Origin of the sequence: Nannocystis pusilla (assembly GCF_020073745.1) — a bacterium.
GTDB classification, from domain to species: Bacteria; Myxococcota_A; Polyangia; order Nannocystales; family Nannocystaceae; genus Nannocystis; species Nannocystis radixulma.
The window spans coordinates 259,193-274,107 of sequence record NZ_JAIRAU010000047.1; the positions used below are offsets into that span (position 1 = coordinate 259,193).

Consider the following 14,915-nt stretch of genomic DNA (forward strand, 5'->3'; position numbering starts at 1 on the left):
GCGCGGCCAGTGCCGCGGCTCACTGCAGCTTGAACTCGATGCGGCGGTTCTTCGCCTTGCCGTCCTTGGTGTTGTTGTCGGCGATCGGCTCGTCGGGGCCGGCGCCGCGGGTCGTGATCCGCGCGGAGTCGATCCCCTTGTCGACCAGGTACTTCTTGACCGCGTCGGCGCGCCGCTTCGACAGGTCGACGTTGTGGTCGCGGTCGCCGGAGCTGTCGGTGTGGCCGCTGATCTCGACCTTCACCGACGGGAAGTCCTTCAGCACCTTGACCGCGTTGTCGAGCGTCGACTTCGACGACTTCTTGATCGAGTCCTTGTCGACGTCGAAGAAGATGCCCTTGATGACGCCGGTGAACTTGGTGACCGCGCGCGGGACCTCGTCGGCGCAGCCGTCGTCGTCCTGGTAGTTGTTGCGGGTCTCCGGGATCGCCGGGCACTTGTCGTCGCGGTCGGGGATGCCGTCCTTGTCCTTGTCGGGCAGCGGGCAGCCGTCGGGCGCGATGCCCTTCTCGTCGGGGCACTTGTCCTTGCTGTCGACGAAGCCGTCGCCGTCGCGGTCCTTCTCGGGGCAGCCGTCGGGCGCGATGCCGGGCTCCTGCGGGCAGGCGTCGACCGAGTCGAGGAAGCCGTCGCCGTCGGCGTCGCCCTCGACCGCCACCGGGCAGCCGTCGGGCGCCACGCCCGGCACCGTCGGGCACTTGTCGACCGAGTCCTTGAACCCGTCGCCGTCGCTGTCCGGGTCGTCCTTCTGCTTCTGCTTCTTGCGCAGCACGAACGACAGGCCGAGCAGCACCTCGAGGTGGTGCGTGCGGCCGCCGTCGATCGCGTACTGGGCGGTCGCGTTGTCGCGGACGTCGAGGCGCAGCGCCAGGTAGTCGTTGATGTAGAACTTCACGCCGCCGCCGAAGTGGATCGCCGGGTCGACGTCGCCGCCGAGCCCCGACGTGCCGAGCAGACCGGGGCCGATCAGCACGAACGGCGAGATCCGGTACGGCAGCTGCGCGATCGCGTAGCCGCGGAAGCCGCCGAGCACCGCGCCCTTGTCGTCGTTCTCGGTCTTGGTCGGGACGATCGCGCCCTCGAGCTCGACGCCGAGGAACGACAGCGGATAGAAGCCCGCGCGCAGGCCGATGTCGGCCGCGACCTTCTTGTACGGCTGCCAGTTGTTCGGCTCGCCCGGCAGCGGCGGCAGGTACAGCTCGTGGTCGCGGGCCGGGAAGAACAGGCCGGCGAAGATCCCGAACTCCGCCGACATCGCCGTCGGCCGGTAGCGCTTGATCCACGGCACCCCGCTCTTGTCGCCGCCCCTGGCCTTCTTCTCGCGCTTCTTCTTGCCGGCCTTCGCGTCGCCCGCGGCCGACGCCCCCGCCGGCGACAGCGAGACCGACCCCTCCGCCTTCGCGCCCTCGGGTTCCTGCGCCGCCGCGGGCAGCGAGAGCGACGAGAGGACCACAGCGGCAGCGACGGGGAGCGAGAGCTTGGACATGGTGCGGACCCGTGGGGAAGCGTCGCCTCGTCGTGAGGCGGCAAGACAACTTGTACATGCCTTCGTCTGCGTTGCCTAGGCAGCGGCAGCCCCCGCACGGCCCCTGAGCGGCTCGCCGACAGCCCTGCTCGCGCCTGCTTGTTCGGACAGGCGCGGGCCGGTGTCGCCCGAGACGCGCGCGCCAGCGCCCATGCGTGGTACGGTCCCGCGCGCCATGACGGCCGTCCTCTTCGCCCATCCTCGATGCGACACCTGCCGCAACGCGCGGCGCTGGCTCGACGCCCACCACGTCTCCTACGACGTCGTCGACCTCACCGTCCGCGCGCCGACCTCCGCCGAGCTGCGCGCGGTCCTGCGGAGCTCCGGCTTGCCGGCGCGCAAGCTGTTCAACACCTCCGGCCAGGCCTACCGCGCCGGCGGCTTCGGCGAGCGGCTGAAGACCATGGACGACGACGCCATGATCGCAGCGCTGGCGGCCGACGGCCTGCTCGTCAAGCGCCCGATCTTCACCCGCGACGCGCTCGCGCTGGTCGGCTTCTCCGCAGACGCCTACGCGCGCGCGCTCGCGTAGCGCCACGACCGGGCATGTCGATCCTTCCTCGCGCCGGATCCGACATGCTGGCGGAGGCGCGAGGAGGGCTGTAAGTCGGCCCGCGGCCGCATCGTTGGGGGCGCAGCGGCCCGCAGCGCCCGTGAATTTGGTTCACGGCGCTCCGGGGTCCCCCAGGTATGCCATGACAGCCCTCGCCTATCCCCGCCCCGTCCGCTTGCCGACCACCGTCAAGCTCGCCCTCGTCGCCCTCCTCGCCACCATCGCCGTGATCGCGCCGCGGCCCGCACGCGCGAGCGAGGGCCAGGTCGCGACCGACTTCAAGCGCGGTCCCTTCGCCGAGTTCGCGTGGCGCCCCGCCGTCGTCCCCCTGCGCAACGACGTCATGCCCGCCGCGCGCACGCACATGATGTTCGGCGCCCGCATCTCGCCCGCGGTCACGCTCGGCACCATGGGCCACCTGACGATCTACTTCGACAGGGACCAGAAGGTCGGCGCCGGCCTCGACGCCATGATCCAGGTGAACGTCACGCGCGGCTTCTATCTCCGCGGCGGCGCCGGCGTGATCAGCCACGTCCCCGTCGCCCGCGAGATCACCACGCGCACCCCCGGCTACGGCGGTCAGGTCGGCCTCGGTTACGCGTTCAAGCTCGGCGACAAGGGCAAGGGCAAGGGCATCGCGCTCGCCCTCGGCGCCGACTACGACCTGCGGATCCTCGCCGACAAGCGCCGCCGCGGCGTCTTCGTCCTCGGCCTCTCGTTCATGTTCGGCTGACCTTCACGACCTCGACCTCACCCCGCCGAGTGGGTCGTCCCCCGAGGTCGCCAGGATGATTCGCCGGCGAGCGAACGCCGACAACGTCGTCGCCATGGTCGCTTCGTTCGCGCGACGCGAACAACTTCGCGGCCTGCGGCTTCACATCTTCACACCCGCCCCGCGTGCGGCACCGCGGCGACCAGCGCATCGACGGCGCGACGCACCCGCGCCGTGCTCTCGTAGCAGGGGGCGCCCAGCCGCAGCAGCGGCGTGCGCTTGCCGGCGGCTCTTCGCTCGTGAACGCAGCGCACGTGGATCCCCGCGGGTTGCAGCGACGCGCACACCGCCTCGACGTCGACCGCGGGCAGCGTCACGCTCACCGTCGCCAGCAACCCGTCCGCGGTCGGCGGCGTCTCGCGCTCCTCGCCCGTCACCGGATCGAAGAACTGATGGGCCACGCCGGCCGCCAGCAGTCGCTCGTGGAGCTCGCGCGCCAGCCAGGCCGCCAGCGTGCGGCTCCGCTTCAGCGCGACCTGTCCGAGCGCCGCGTGCAGATCGAGCGCGGCGGCCAGCCCCGCGTAGACCGAGAAGTCGTGCGCCCCTCGCCGCTCGAGCCCCGCGCAGCCGCCCTCCTCGCTCGCATCGCCCGCCGTCAGCAGCGGCAGCTCCGAGCGCGCGCGCGTCGAGGCCCACGCCAGGCCCACCCCCGGCGGCCCGAACAACCACTTGTGCCCGCTCGCGACCACGAAGTCGGCCCCCGTCAGCGCCGGCGGTACCAGCCCCAGCGCCTGCGCCGCGTCGACGATCACGAACACCTCCGGCGCCGCCGCGCGGACCGCCGCCGCGATCTCCCGCACGGGAATCACCTGTCCGATCGTATAGGTCACCTGCGACAGCAGCAGGATCGCCGGCCGCTGCGCCGCCGCGATCGCCCCCGCCGCCGCCGGATCGCGCAGCGCCGCGTCGGGCAGGATCGCCGCGCGGAACCCCGGCTCGAACGCCGCCGTCGCCCCCGGGTGCTCGTGCCCGCTGGTGAGGAGCAGCGGCGACTCGCTCCCGCCCAGCCGCTCGCTCAGCGCCGACGCGATCGTCCGCAGCGCCTCGCTCGTCCCGGCCGTCAGCGCCGGCGGGTCGCCGCCCCACAGCGCGGCCGCCAGCGCCCGGGCCCGCCGCCGCTCGGCCCGCCCGCGCTGCACCTGTCCTTCGGGATAGGCGAACAGCTCGTCGTCCCAGAACCCCTGCATCGCCGCGCGCACCGCCTGCGCCGGCGTGGCGATCGCTCCCGGGTCGAGGTTGATGCGCGCCCCGGGGAATTGGCGCACGCGCAACCTGTCCCAGAGGTCCTGGTCTTCGGGACGCTCGCGCAGCGCGCCGAGCACCGACTCGCCGGCGGGCCGGCGCCCGCTCGCCTCCGTCATCGGCTGCCCTCTGCCATCGGTCCACAGTAGACCGCCGCGCGCCCTCCCGGGGGATCGATCCGCCGCGCTGAACCGCGCTCCCCGAGCGCCGCCGCGCGGCAGCGCGCACGGCCGAGGTCGCGACCGTCGTATCTGTTCCACCATGCCTGTTCGGACATGCCCCAACCGACATGTCCATTCAACCATGGCCGCGAACAGCGTCTCGCACCTCGCCGGCCTCACAGCGAGTTCTGCAGCACACACTCCCCGGCCACGCAGCGGGCCACCTTCGCGGTGCACTGGTCGATGGCGACGCACGGCACCTCGTCGGGCGGCACCGGGCACTGCGCCAGCTGGTCGACGCAGTCGGTGGCGATCGCCATCTCGTGGCCGCCGAGGTCGCACGGGCAGCAGCCCGGGACCACCTTCTGGCAGTCCTCGTCGTCGTTGCAGCCGCAGCGCGGCTCGGTCCGGCAGCGGCAGATCTCGCAGCCGCGCTCGTCGCGTTGGAACCCGAACGGGCACAGGAGGGTGCACGGCACCGGCTCACACACGGCAGCCGCGTCGACGCAGGTCCCGCCGCCGCAGTCGAGGCTGCAGGCCGACTGCCCCGTCGCCGGATCGCAGCTGCACAGCGAGGGCACGCACTCCGGGCCCCGCTGGCATACCTGTCCTTCCGGACACCCGGCCTGCACGCAGCCCGGCTGCCGGAACCCCTCGCACGGGTCCTCCGCGACGTCCGTGTCCTCGCCCGGACTGGGCGGCACGAGCGGCACCTGGGCCGTCCGCACCGGCACGCCGGGCGGCAGGACGTCGCACCCCGGCCCGAGCGCCGCGCCCAGCAACACCACCGCCAATGGCAGAGATCGCATGACCACGCTCCTTCCGGCGAGCGTGGCCCGGGCGCACGCGCGAGCAAGCCGGCGAGCCGGGCGACCGGCACGCGCGAGCCCCCGCCCGCGACGCCTCGGCTCGGACCGCTGCTCGCCCGCCCCGCCGAGGCGCGGCGGCCCGGCCGCAGCGGACCGGACCTTGGTTCATGCCCGAAGGACCATGCTCCTTCGGACATTCCCCTCAGGACATGTCCGTCACGACATGCCCCGGAGGGTCACTGCAGCACGCACTGCCCCTGCGAGCACACCGCCTGGGCGTCGGTGCACAGGTACACCGCCGGGCACACCACCTCGCCGGGCGGGAACGGGCACGGCTCGAGCTGGTCGAGGCAGGCGGCCGCGACCGCCACCTCGGCCCCGCCCATGTTGCACGAGCAGCAGCCGGGGCTGGCCTTGACGCAGTCGGCGTCGGACTCGCAGCCGCAGTCGGGCGCCGGCGGCTCGTTGCAGGCGCAGATCTCGCAGCCCTGCTCGTCCTTCTGGAACCCGAACTCGCAGAACAGGTCGCAGACCACCGGGTCGCACAAGGACGCCACGCAGGTGCCGCCGCCGCAGTCCGGCGTGCAGTTGATCTGCTGCGTGACCGGATCGCAGCTGCAGGCCGACGGCACGCATTCGACCCCCATCTCGCACGTCTGTCCCTCGGGACAGCCCTTCTCGATGCACCCCGGCTGCTCGAAGTCGTCGCACAGGTTGCCGCCGGTGCTGGTCTCCCCGGTCGTGTCCGGACCGGCGGTGCCGCTCGTCGTCTCGGCGGTGGTGCCCGCCGTCGTCTCGCCGCTCGTGCTCGTCGTCGTCGTCTCGCTGCTCGTGCTCGTCGTCGTCGTCTCGCCCGTCGCCGACTCGGTCTGCCCCTCGCTGCCTCCCGTCTCGGTCGGCCCGCCGGAGCCCGTCAGCGTCGCGCTGCCGGAGCTCGTGTCGGCGCTCGTCGCCGTGCTCTCCGAGGTCTGACCGGACTCGCCGCCCTCGCTGGTCCCGCCGCTCTGACCGCAACCCAGCCCGAGCACCAGCGCCGCGCAACTCGCAGCTCGCGCCATCCGACCCTGCGTGTTCATGATCATCATAATTAAGCTCCTTCGTCGCGGGCATAGCCGACAGGCCTCACCGCGACAAGCGACGCCCGCAGCCGCGTGTGGCCAGCGACGCCCCTGCGCGGTCGGGCCCGCTCGTGAAGCTACACGCGGACCTGAGCGCGGGGCGGCGGCGCGCCGGGCAGCTGCAGGCAATAGGCGACGAACGCGGCGAACACCGGGCGCGCGCGCCCCTCGGTCGGCAGCGCGTGCAGGTGCAGCGCAGGCACCACGTTGACCTCGAGCAGCAGCGCCGAGCCCTGCGCCGCCGCGGGCGGCCCCGCGAACGCCGCCAGCGGCCCGCGGAGGTCGACCCCGCCGACATCGACCCCCAGCAGATCGCACGCCGACGCCGCGACCGCCAGCCACTCCGGGTGCACCTCCTCGGTCCGATCGATCACGGCGAGCTCGTCGCCCGTGATCTCGACCTCACGCCCGTCGGGGATCGCCGCCTCGAGGTCGAGCTCATAGACCTCGAGGTGACCGGCGAGGTCCTCGTCCGCCTCGATCTGGTCGATCGGACAGAGGCTCGGCGTCGACCACGTCCCGCGCCGCGCGTCGCGGTTCAGCGCCGCCACCTGCGCCGCCGCGCTGCGCCCCGCCTGCAACGTCGGCCGCACCACCTCGACCGCGGCCAGCGCCTCCCCGGCGATCACCGCCACGCGCAGGTTGGTCCCGGCGATGAACGGCTCGACCAGCACCTCCTCGTCGAGGTCGATCGCGCGGGCCCGCTCGCGCGCGCGCGCCAGGGTCGCCAGGTCGCGCACATCGGTCGCGACCCCGACCCCGCGGTTCCCCCAGTTGGGCTTGACCACCAGCCGCCCGTGACGCGCCAGCAGGGCCCGCACCACCGGCCCGGCGATGTCGCCGGCCTCGTCGACCAGCACCCCCTCGGCGCACGGCAGCGCGCGCGCGCGCAGCAGCTCGCGGCTCAGGTGCTTGTTGTTGGCCAGGCCCTGCGCCACCTGCGTCAGGAACGGCGAGCGCGTCTTGCTGACGATCGCCGAGCGCTCGCCGTGCGACAGGCGCATGAAGTAGTCGGTGTGCTCGCGCCCGAGCGGCTCGGCCCGCGCCCCGAGCTCGGCCGCCGCCGCCGCGATCAGCTGGTTCGTCCTGCTCCAGACCACTGGGACATGTCCTCTCAGACATGGCTCAATCGCCATGTCCTTTATGACCTGTCGTATACGACAGCAGCTCGCCCTCGCCGGTGATCACCTGCCCCGGCTCGGCCAGGCGGCGGCGCAGGATCGGCGGCAGCTCGAGCGCCGCGCGGTGGGCCGTCGGCGTGTACCACTGCAGCTCGCCGAGCGCGGCGATCCGGCGGGCCAGGTCGGGCGGGTCGGCGTCGAGCGGCCGGCGCGACATCAGGGCGAAGCCCCACAGGCAGTGGAACGACGGCACGAAGCCGTGGGCGAAGCGGACGTGGGGGAACACCGCCTCGAGCGTGCTGCGGACGGTGCGGGCCAGCTTGAGGTCGAGCGGGTCGAGCTCGCCGGCCTGCAGCACGCAGATCCCGTCGTCGGCCAGCGCGCGCCGCACCAGCGCGAAGAACCGGGTCGAGAACAGCGCCGCCGAGGGCCCCTCGTCCGTCGGGTCGGTGACGTCGAGGACGATCGCGTCGAAGCTGCCGGGCGCGGCCTGGCGCAGCGTGTCGAAGATGTCCTCGGTGCGCAGCTCGACGCGGGGATCGTCGAGGCTGCCGGCGTGCCACTTCTCGAGGAACCGCCGGCTGAGCTCGACCACCTCGGCGTCGAGGTCGACCGACACGATCTTCTCGACCGAAGCGTGGCGGAGGATCTCCCGCAGGGACGCGCCCTCGCCTGTCCCTCCGACCAGCACCCGGCGCGGCGACCCGTGCAGCACCAGCGCCGGGTGGATCAGCGCCTCGTGGTAGAGCGCCTCGTCGGCCTCGGCCGACTGCACCAGCCCGTCGAGGAACAGCATGCGCCCGTAGGCGCTGGTGTCGGCGACGACCGCGTCCTGGTAGCGCGTCTTCACGTGCGCGACCAGGCGCTCGACGCTGTACAGGATCGACACGCCCTCGATCTCGGGCTCTTGCAGCACCAGGTGCATCGTCTGTCCTTTCGCTCAGCCGCGCGACCGGCGGCGGCTGGCGATCATACCGAGCCCGGTGGCCACCAGCGCCAGCATCCCGAGGCCCGCGAGCAGCGCGGCGGCCTGCCCCGGCAGACCGACGATCTCGCCGGTGTGCAGCTTGAACAGCAGCTGCGTCAGCCCGCCCGCGGTGCGGCGGCGCTCGATCAGCGAGCCGTCGCCGGCCAGGTAGAGCACCGTCTCATCGTCGTCGTCGAGCCAGAACACCCACGGCGCGTCGGGTTCGGTGGCCAGGCCGATGTCGGTGATCACCTCGTCGCCGGCCTCGCGCTGCGCGCGCTCCAGCAGCGCCTCCAGCGCGAGCGGCCGCTCGACCACCGGCGCGGTCGGCGGCGGCACCTTCGTGCAGCCGCGGAACACCAGCATCGCCCCCGTCAACGCGATCACCGCGAACACCGCCGCCAGCCCGGCCCCGACCGTCTGGTGCAGCTTGAACAGCCTCCGGCGCATGCTCATACGGACATGCTCCTTCGTTCATGCCCCTTGCGACATGTCCTCACAGCGTGGCCCCCCAGGTGCGCCAGAACCACCGCTCCATCCGCCGCACCCCGGCCGTCCAGACCCGGCGGTTGACCTTGCCGGACTTCCAGCGCATGCGCGCCTGCTCGCCGGCCTTGCCGCGGATCCACTCGTGGGCGAACCCCAGGTTGAAGTAGAACGTGCGCGGGCGCATCGGCAGGATGCCGCCGTTGATGTCGTCGGAGCGGGTGAACCACACCTCGTCGAGCAAGTTCTTGACGCCGACGGTCGCCTCGAGCCGCCAGCCCTGCGGCAGGGCGGTGCGGTAGCCGAGCCACGCGCCCATCAGCGTGTAGGCCGGCATCGTCCCGACCTCGCCGGTCGCGCGCGGCGCGTCCCAGTTGGCGTAGTCGGTGTACTGCCTGTCGACCCACTCGACCTTGGTGCCGACGCGCAGGCCGAACGGCGCCTCGTAGCTGGCCGAGCCCCACACCTCGTGCGCCGGATACCACGGCATGCGGTTGCCGGTGTAGAGGTCGCGCAGCACCCGGCTGCCGTTGTAGGCGTAGCCGGCGTTGAACTCGAGCCCCTCGACCTTCTCCCACACCTCGCCGGGCAGCCACTCGACGTCGACCTCGGCGCCGTAGGTGTGGGCCGCCGGGATGACGTCGATCGCGTTCTCGCCCTCGTCGCGGAGGTTGTTGAAGTAGCGGTACCAGCCGTCGACGGTCGCGTAGACCCCGCCGAGCTCCATCAGCTTGACGCCCGCCTCGACGGTGTCGGCCAGCTCGGGCTTGATGAAGCGCAGCGCCCGGCCCATCGCCTCGCCGGGGTTGATCGGCTGGATCGCCCCCGACAGGTAGCTCGGCGCGCCGAACGAGCGCCCGTAGCCGAGGTAGAGCCCGACGTAATCGCCGCCGTACCACAGCGACGCCGCCGGCAGCGGCCCGCCGTAGAACGGCCGCGGGTAGCTCACGCCCTCGAGCACGTTGTAAAAGCTCTGCTTGGTCAGCTCGAGCCGCACGCCGGCCGTCAGCACCAGCTTGGTGTCGAGCAGGTAGATCTTGTCCTCGAGGTACAGCGAGTAGCCGCCGATCCGGCCGTCGAAGCAGCGCAGCGCGTTGGGCGAGCCCTCCGGCAGCACCGCGCCGCGCGGGCACACCCGCGCGTCGCCGTCGGCCTGCAGCGGGTCGCCGGGGCGCCCCGGAAACTCGACGCGGAAGCCGCGGATCCGCGCCGCCTCGAACACGCCGCGCGTGCCGATCGAGATGTCGTGGAAGCCGCCGCGGTGGCGCACGCGGAACGCGTAGCGCGGCTCGACGCCGACCACGTCGAACGCGCGCGGCTGCACCAGCAGGAACGTCGGCGCCGCGCCGAGGTTGCGGTCCTCGTTGGTCGCCTGGACCACCCGGCGCAGCGTGTGGCTGTAGAACGCGATCACCTGCAGCTCGTGCTCGGCCTTCGGCGTCCACCGCAGCTTGAGGCTGGTACCCTCGCGGTGGCCGTTGAACGTGTCGAACGGGCGCTTGCTGGCGAACCGGTCGTCTCTGTAGACGTCGGAGTCGAGGCCGCCCGGCAGGTTGGTCTTCTCCCAGAACAGGTGCGTGCTCGACAGCAGCTCGACGCGCTTCGTCACCGGCACTTGGAGCTTGACGATCCCGCCGTGGCTCTGAAACTCGCTGTGCTCGCGGTACGTCTTGCCGAACCGCGGCGCGTACTCGACGTACACGCCGACGCCCCTGTGCGTGCCGCCGTACGAGGCCGCCGCGCCGGCGTCGCCGAAGTGATCCGACTGGGCGAACACCGACACCGTCGGGTTCTTCGGGATCGGGTGCGACACCATGTTGAACACGCCGCCCGACGTCCACGGCCCGAAGCGCACCGACGAGCCGCCGCGCACCGTGTCGACGCGGGCGATCTGGAACAGCGACAGCGGGAACAGCACCATCGACGGCGCGCCGTACGGGGCCGGCGCCACCGGCACCTCGTCGAGCAGGATCGTCGCCTGCTCCGACAGCCGCGGGTCGGCGCCGCGGACCGCCAGGTTGAGCTTCGTCGCCGACGTCCCGAGCCCCGACGCGCCCTCGACCGCGCGCACCCCCGGGACCTTGTCGAGCAGCTCGGCCACCCCGCTGGCGCCCTCGGCCTTCGACTGGTCGACGTCGACCACCGCGCGCCCGCCCGCGTGGCGGTGGGCGTCGACGCGGGTCGAGCGGCCGAGCAGGTCGGTCGTCACCTCGATGTCGCGCGACTCGCCCGGCAGCACCTTGGCGCCGGCGGGCAGCGGCCGCTCCTCGGGCTCGGGCGCCGCCGGGGCGGTGACCGTCGGACTGCCTGTCTCTTCGGGCATGCTCTTCAGAGCAGGCTCTCGAGAGAATGTCCAATCGGGCCTGTCCTCCGGAGCAGGCACGTCCGGGGCCGCGTCCGGCCCGTCGTACGCGCGCGGGTCGACGGCCAGCAGCAGGGCCAGGCTGTACGCGAGCGGCGACACGGCGGTTCAGGGCACGACGACGGCCGTGGCCCCGCGGATCCGCAGGCTGCGATCGGGATCGGTGAACAGCGGCCCGAGCTCGTCGTGGACCTCGAAGCGCCAGGCCGACGGCGCCTCGGCCGTCGGCTCGGTGATCTTGTAGACCGTGCCGCCGATGCCGACGGCGTAGATCGCCCCCTGGACGCGGGCCAGGCCCTCGATCTCGAAGCCGGCCGGGATGTCGTCGATGTACGGCCCGTACGCGCGCGGCTCGGGCATCTCGCCGGAGGCGGCGACTCGCAGCAGCTCGTGGCGGCCCTCGGGGAGCGTCTCCGACATCTCGCCGCGGACCAGCGCGAGCACGTCACCGCCTGGCCCCGGGACCATGTCCCCGGAGACACCCACCTTCTCCTCGAACTGCGCGTGGATCGAGCAGATCGGGTCGCAGGCGTAATAGAGCGGGTCGTGGCTGATGTCGCTCGGTAGCACGCAGTGCTTGGGCTCGGCCAGGAACGCCGGGTCGAGCTCGAACAGCGCCCCGCGGGCGTCGAGGCCGTTGCCGGGCTTGCCGGCCGAGGCGGCGAACAGGGTGTCGCCGACGAACTCGAGGCCGGTCATGCTCTGGCGCCAGTAGCAGGCGTCGGTGGCCGGGTCCTTCACGTCGCCGTACTTGAAGGCGTAGCGGACGCTCTCGATGCGGTTGTCGGCGCGGGTCCAGTCGGGCACGCCGAGGGTCATCAGGCCCCACTCGTCGTTGAGCGGGTCGTAGCTGAGGCCCCACAGCCCCTTCTCGGCGTGCCAGGCCAGGTCGCGCACGGTGAAGCGCAGCAGCGACTGATCGGACATCGAGATCGGGCCCATCTTGTCGTCGAGCCACAGGTTGCCGAGCTTGCTCAGGCAGCCGCCGTCCTTGCACGGCTTCGACGGGTCGTACAGGTAGAGCGCGTTGCCGACGTAGCGGCCCTCGGCGTCGAGCGGGAAGTTGGCGGTGAAGTTGGCGTCGCCGTCGGTCGGCTTGGTGTTGACCAGCAGCATCAGCTCGCCGCGGAGCGGCTGGTCTTCGGGACAGCCCTCGCAGAGGTCGACCTCCGGCGGCAGCCCCTCGCCCTCGTACGTGTCCGGCATCATCGGCTCGTAGCCGACGCAGCCCGACGCGACCGTCGCCACGCCGGCGAGGGCAATATTGAAAATCGTTTTCATTTACCGGTGTTCTCTACACCGCAGTCCGCCGGGGGTCAAGCAGGTAATTCCACCCAAGAAACAGGACGTCAATGACCTTGCAAATGATTTTCCTTTTCATTATGACCCGGCCGCACGCCCCCGCTCGCCCTTTCAGGAGATTTCCATGCACCTGCGCAGCCTTCCCCTACTCGCCCTCTCGCTCGGTCTGGCCGCCTGTCCGGGCAATGAATCCGCGACCGACGGCACCGACACCGAGACCGCCGGGCCCACCACCAACGAGCCGGCGACCGACCCGGGCACCGAGACCGACGGCACCGAGACCGCCGCCCCGACGACCACCGAGGACGAGCCGACGGCCGGGACCACCGGCGAGCCGGGCGGCGACCTGAACCCGCACACCCTCGGCGACCACGCCAGCCAGGCCTGCAAGGACGCCATGACGGGGGCCGCGGCCTTCCTCGCCGCCACCGCCGACGCCGACGCCGCCGCCGCCACCGCCGCCTACGGCGACGCGCTCAAGATCTACGTCCAGACCATCGACACCGGCAACATGCGCGACGACGACAGCGCCATCACGGCCGCGCTCATGCAGAACGACGCCCCCGGGGCCGCGCTCGCCGAGGGCCACCTCTACACCGCCCTCATGTTCCAGCTGCGGGCCAACCTCTCGGCCGTCGAGACCGGCGCCGAGGACAAGTACGCCGCCTGGGACGAGGCCCACTGCGTGTGGGACGGCGGCCTGCGGCTGCTCGCCACCCGGGCCCAGGAGGAGGGCTGGAAGACCGAGGGCGACCCGATCGTCGCCGACATCGACGCCGCCTTCGCCGCCGGCCACGACGGCATCAGCGGCGACGCTCCGGCCACCGCCATCGACGACTGGCGGATCCCCCCGCAGAAGCAGATCATCGAGAAGACCCTGTTCCGCGCCGCCCACCGCGACATCATCGGCAAGGCGATCGCCGCCGCCGACGCGGCCGACGCCACCCAGGCCGCGCGCGCGCTCGGCGTGTTCGGGATCGTGCGCGACCGGCTCGAGGGCCGCAACACCCCCGGCATCGCCGTCATCGAGGGCATGCTGACCGGCGACCCGGCCATGATCAACGGCACGGTGGTCGCCTTCGAGATGGACAAGGCGTTCGCCAAGCGCACCCGCAACTACGCCGACCAGGCGTTCGGCGAGGGCCTCGGGATCCCGCCGAGCTACAAGGGCGCGGTCGAGGGGCGCACCTATGCCAAGCTCATCGTCGCCGGGATGTCCTCGGCGATGTTGAACACCGACGCCTACCTCGCCGACTGGGAGGATTACGCGGAGCTTGTGCGCACGGGTGAGGACGACGCGGCGGCCATGGAGATCAGCCAGCGGATCATCGACACCACCTGCATGTACCAGACCCTGCTCGGAATCGCCGCCTGCACCGGCAGCGATGACGAGACCTAGGCGCGAGCGGCAATATGTCCGGACTGCATGGCCGAGATTTTTCCGGGATACAGCGAGTTCGGCCGCGTGCTCGCCGACTACATCACGCGTGAAGCCGCGGCCCGCGGCGCGGTGCTCAGCGACAACGAGGGCGACACCGTCGACCTCGCTTTCGACGAGGCCCGCACCTCCGCCCTCGAGGTCCAGATCCTCGGCGCCCAGCTCGACCGGGCCGCCGAACGACTGAGCTCGTGGTTCCAAGATCGCGGCCGAGGCCAGTGTGAGATCTTGATTGAGGCAAGTCACGGACGACTCTGCTGCGCGTTCGTCGGCGGCGCCTACGTGCTCGCCGTCCTCTCCGAGCCGGCGGCCGGCGACGACGAAGCCCGCGCCACCGAGGCCGAGCGGGTGCTCGCGGGCTTCCGCGAGCTGCGCCGTGACATCGAGGCCCTGCTGGATACCTGAGCTCCACTTCCTGCCCGGCGTGCGCGATCTTGACGCAAGGTCACATCTCGCCGCTCGCGTCCCGCTGCGCCGCCGCCGTCCAGGCGTGGCACACTGCGGGCGCGTGGCCCCGGCCCGGAAGGAGCCCAGTTTTACCCATGGCGACCCACATCACTGAAGAGTGCATCAACTGCGGCGCGTGTGAGCCGGAGTGCCCCAACGAGGCGATCTCGGAGGGCGACGACCGGTATGTCATCGACCCCAACCTCTGCACCGAGTGCGTCGGGTTCCACGATTACGAGGCGTGCCAGGCCGTGTGCCCGGTCGAGTGCTGCGTCCCCGACCCCGAGCGCCGCGAGACCGAGGACACCCTCCTCGAGCGCGCCCGCAAGCTGCACCCCGAGAAGAGCTTCCCCGCGGTGGCCGACCTGCCCAGCGATCTGAGCCGGTTCCGCAGCGCGAAGAAGAAGTGACCCACCGCGGCGCGACCCGCCGCGATCTTCGATACCTACGGGCGGCGCCAGGGCGCCGCTCTTCGCGTTGGTCGCGACCTGATCACCGGCTGTCGCGCAGGAGATCCCCTCCCCGCGTCCCGAGGATCGGCGCCCGTGCTCGGTCGCGGATCTCCGCTGCGGGCCCGGCGCGCCGGGCCGCGTCGACGGCGATCGCCGCTCG

At 72.1% G+C, this 14,915-nt stretch carries 14 protein-coding genes; 5 read left to right on the forward strand and 9 right to left on the reverse strand.

Annotated elements, in window-relative coordinates; genetic code table 11:
* Positions 1 to 19: 19 nt before the first annotated feature.
* The gene (locus tag K7C98_RS45185; protein WP_224196043.1) at positions 20 to 1,486 is read right to left on the reverse strand and encodes an OmpA family protein; all 1,467 of its coding nucleotides are present in this window, start codon (positions 1,484 to 1,486) and stop codon (positions 20 to 22) included.
* Between the two features lie 214 nt (positions 1,487 to 1,700).
* Here K7C98_RS45185 and K7C98_RS34210 point away from each other — a divergent pair, with 214 nt between their 5' ends.
* Positions 1,701 to 2,057, forward strand: coding sequence for a Spx/MgsR family RNA polymerase-binding regulatory protein (locus tag K7C98_RS34210; RefSeq protein ID WP_224196044.1), 357 nt, complete (start codon positions 1,701 to 1,703; stop codon positions 2,055 to 2,057).
* Between the two features lie 163 nt (positions 2,058 to 2,220).
* Positions 2,221 to 2,811 carry a hypothetical protein gene (locus K7C98_RS34215; RefSeq protein ID WP_224196045.1) on the forward strand — a complete coding sequence of 197 codons (591 nt, stop codon included), beginning with the start codon at positions 2,221 to 2,223 and terminating at the stop codon, positions 2,809 to 2,811.
* 149 nt (positions 2,812 to 2,960) lie between these two features.
* Here K7C98_RS34215 and K7C98_RS34220 read toward each other — a convergent pair whose 3' ends face one another.
* From K7C98_RS34220 to K7C98_RS34255, 8 genes are all read right to left on the reverse strand, one after another.
* Positions 2,961 to 4,211 (reverse strand): aminotransferase class V-fold PLP-dependent enzyme, encoded by a 1,251-nt coding sequence (locus K7C98_RS34220; RefSeq protein ID WP_224196046.1) that lies wholly within the window; start codon positions 4,209 to 4,211, stop codon positions 2,961 to 2,963.
* A gap of 218 nt (positions 4,212 to 4,429) precedes the next feature.
* Positions 4,430 to 5,062, reverse strand: a complete 633-nt coding sequence (locus tag K7C98_RS34225) for a hypothetical protein (RefSeq protein ID WP_224196047.1) — start codon at positions 5,060 to 5,062, stop codon at positions 4,430 to 4,432.
* Positions 5,063 to 5,298: 236 nt separating this feature from the next.
* Positions 5,299 to 6,138: a hypothetical protein gene (locus K7C98_RS34230; protein ID WP_224196048.1), complete on the reverse strand. Its 840-nt coding sequence runs from the start codon at positions 6,136 to 6,138 to the stop codon at positions 5,299 to 5,301.
* 119 nt (positions 6,139 to 6,257) lie between these two features.
* Entirely contained in the window at positions 6,258 to 7,280 is a 1,023-nt protein-coding gene (locus tag K7C98_RS34235) for a hypothetical protein (protein ID WP_224196049.1), read from the reverse strand.
* 25 nt (positions 7,281 to 7,305) lie between these two features.
* Positions 7,306 to 8,226, reverse strand: a complete 921-nt coding sequence (locus K7C98_RS34240; protein WP_224196050.1) for a methyltransferase domain-containing protein — start codon at positions 8,224 to 8,226, stop codon at positions 7,306 to 7,308.
* A gap of 15 nt (positions 8,227 to 8,241) precedes the next feature.
* Complete coding sequence (locus tag K7C98_RS34245; protein WP_224196051.1) at positions 8,242 to 8,724, reverse strand: PepSY domain-containing protein; 483 nt, start codon at positions 8,722 to 8,724, stop codon at positions 8,242 to 8,244.
* 40 nt (positions 8,725 to 8,764) lie between these two features.
* Entirely contained in the window at positions 8,765 to 11,218 is a 2,454-nt protein-coding gene (locus K7C98_RS34250) for a TonB-dependent receptor family protein (RefSeq protein ID WP_224196052.1), read from the reverse strand.
* A 6-nt stretch (positions 11,219 to 11,224) separates the two neighbouring features.
* On the reverse strand, positions 11,225 to 12,397 hold the full coding sequence (locus K7C98_RS34255) for a hypothetical protein (protein WP_224196053.1): 1,173 nt from the start codon (positions 12,395 to 12,397) through the stop codon (positions 11,225 to 11,227).
* A gap of 145 nt (positions 12,398 to 12,542) precedes the next feature.
* Here K7C98_RS34255 and K7C98_RS34260 point away from each other — a divergent pair, with 145 nt between their 5' ends.
* The 3 genes from K7C98_RS34260 (at position 12,543) to K7C98_RS34270 (ending at position 14,713) form a co-directional block, all read left to right on the forward strand.
* Positions 12,543 to 13,817: a hypothetical protein gene (locus K7C98_RS34260; RefSeq protein ID WP_224196214.1), complete on the forward strand. Its 1,275-nt coding sequence runs from the start codon at positions 12,543 to 12,545 to the stop codon at positions 13,815 to 13,817.
* A gap of 27 nt (positions 13,818 to 13,844) precedes the next feature.
* The gene (locus tag K7C98_RS34265; RefSeq protein ID WP_224196054.1) at positions 13,845 to 14,261 is read left to right on the forward strand and encodes a hypothetical protein; all 417 of its coding nucleotides are present in this window, start codon (positions 13,845 to 13,847) and stop codon (positions 14,259 to 14,261) included.
* Between the two features lie 137 nt (positions 14,262 to 14,398).
* A complete protein-coding gene (locus K7C98_RS34270) occupies positions 14,399 to 14,713 on the forward strand; it encodes a YfhL family 4Fe-4S dicluster ferredoxin (protein WP_224196055.1) in 315 nt (104 codons plus the stop codon).
* The last annotated feature ends 202 nt before the right edge of the window (positions 14,714 to 14,915 follow it).

Bases quoted from the DNA above. Each gene is read 5' to 3' on its own strand.
- K7C98_RS34230 (WP_224196048.1), bottom strand. From the start codon at position 6,138: ATGAACACGCAGGGTCGGATGGCGCGAGCTGCGAGTTGCGCGGCGCTG.
- K7C98_RS34225 (WP_224196047.1), bottom strand. From the start codon at position 5,062: ATGCGATCTCTGCCATTGGCGGTGGTGTTGCTGGGCGCGGCGCTCGGG.
- K7C98_RS34215 (WP_224196045.1), top strand. From the start codon at position 2,221: ATGACAGCCCTCGCCTATCCCCGCCCCGTCCGCTTGCCGACCACCGTC.
- K7C98_RS34220 (WP_224196046.1), bottom strand. From the start codon at position 4,211: ATGACGGAGGCGAGCGGGCGCCGGCCCGCCGGCGAGTCGGTGCTCGGC.
- K7C98_RS34245 (WP_224196051.1), bottom strand. From the start codon at position 8,724: ATGAGCATGCGCCGGAGGCTGTTCAAGCTGCACCAGACGGTCGGGGCC.
- K7C98_RS34265 (WP_224196054.1), top strand. From the start codon at position 13,845: ATGGCCGAGATTTTTCCGGGATACAGCGAGTTCGGCCGCGTGCTCGCC.
- K7C98_RS34240 (WP_224196050.1), bottom strand. From the start codon at position 8,226: ATGCACCTGGTGCTGCAAGAGCCCGAGATCGAGGGCGTGTCGATCCTG.
- K7C98_RS45185 (WP_224196043.1), bottom strand. From the start codon at position 1,486: ATGTCCAAGCTCTCGCTCCCCGTCGCTGCCGCTGTGGTCCTCTCGTCG.
- K7C98_RS34260 (WP_224196214.1), top strand. From the start codon at position 12,543: ATGCACCTGCGCAGCCTTCCCCTACTCGCCCTCTCGCTCGGTCTGGCC.
- K7C98_RS34255 (WP_224196053.1), bottom strand. From the start codon at position 12,397: ATGAAAACGATTTTCAATATTGCCCTCGCCGGCGTGGCGACGGTCGCG.
- K7C98_RS34270 (WP_224196055.1), top strand. From the start codon at position 14,399: ATGGCGACCCACATCACTGAAGAGTGCATCAACTGCGGCGCGTGTGAG.
- K7C98_RS34210 (WP_224196044.1), top strand. From the start codon at position 1,701: ATGACGGCCGTCCTCTTCGCCCATCCTCGATGCGACACCTGCCGCAAC.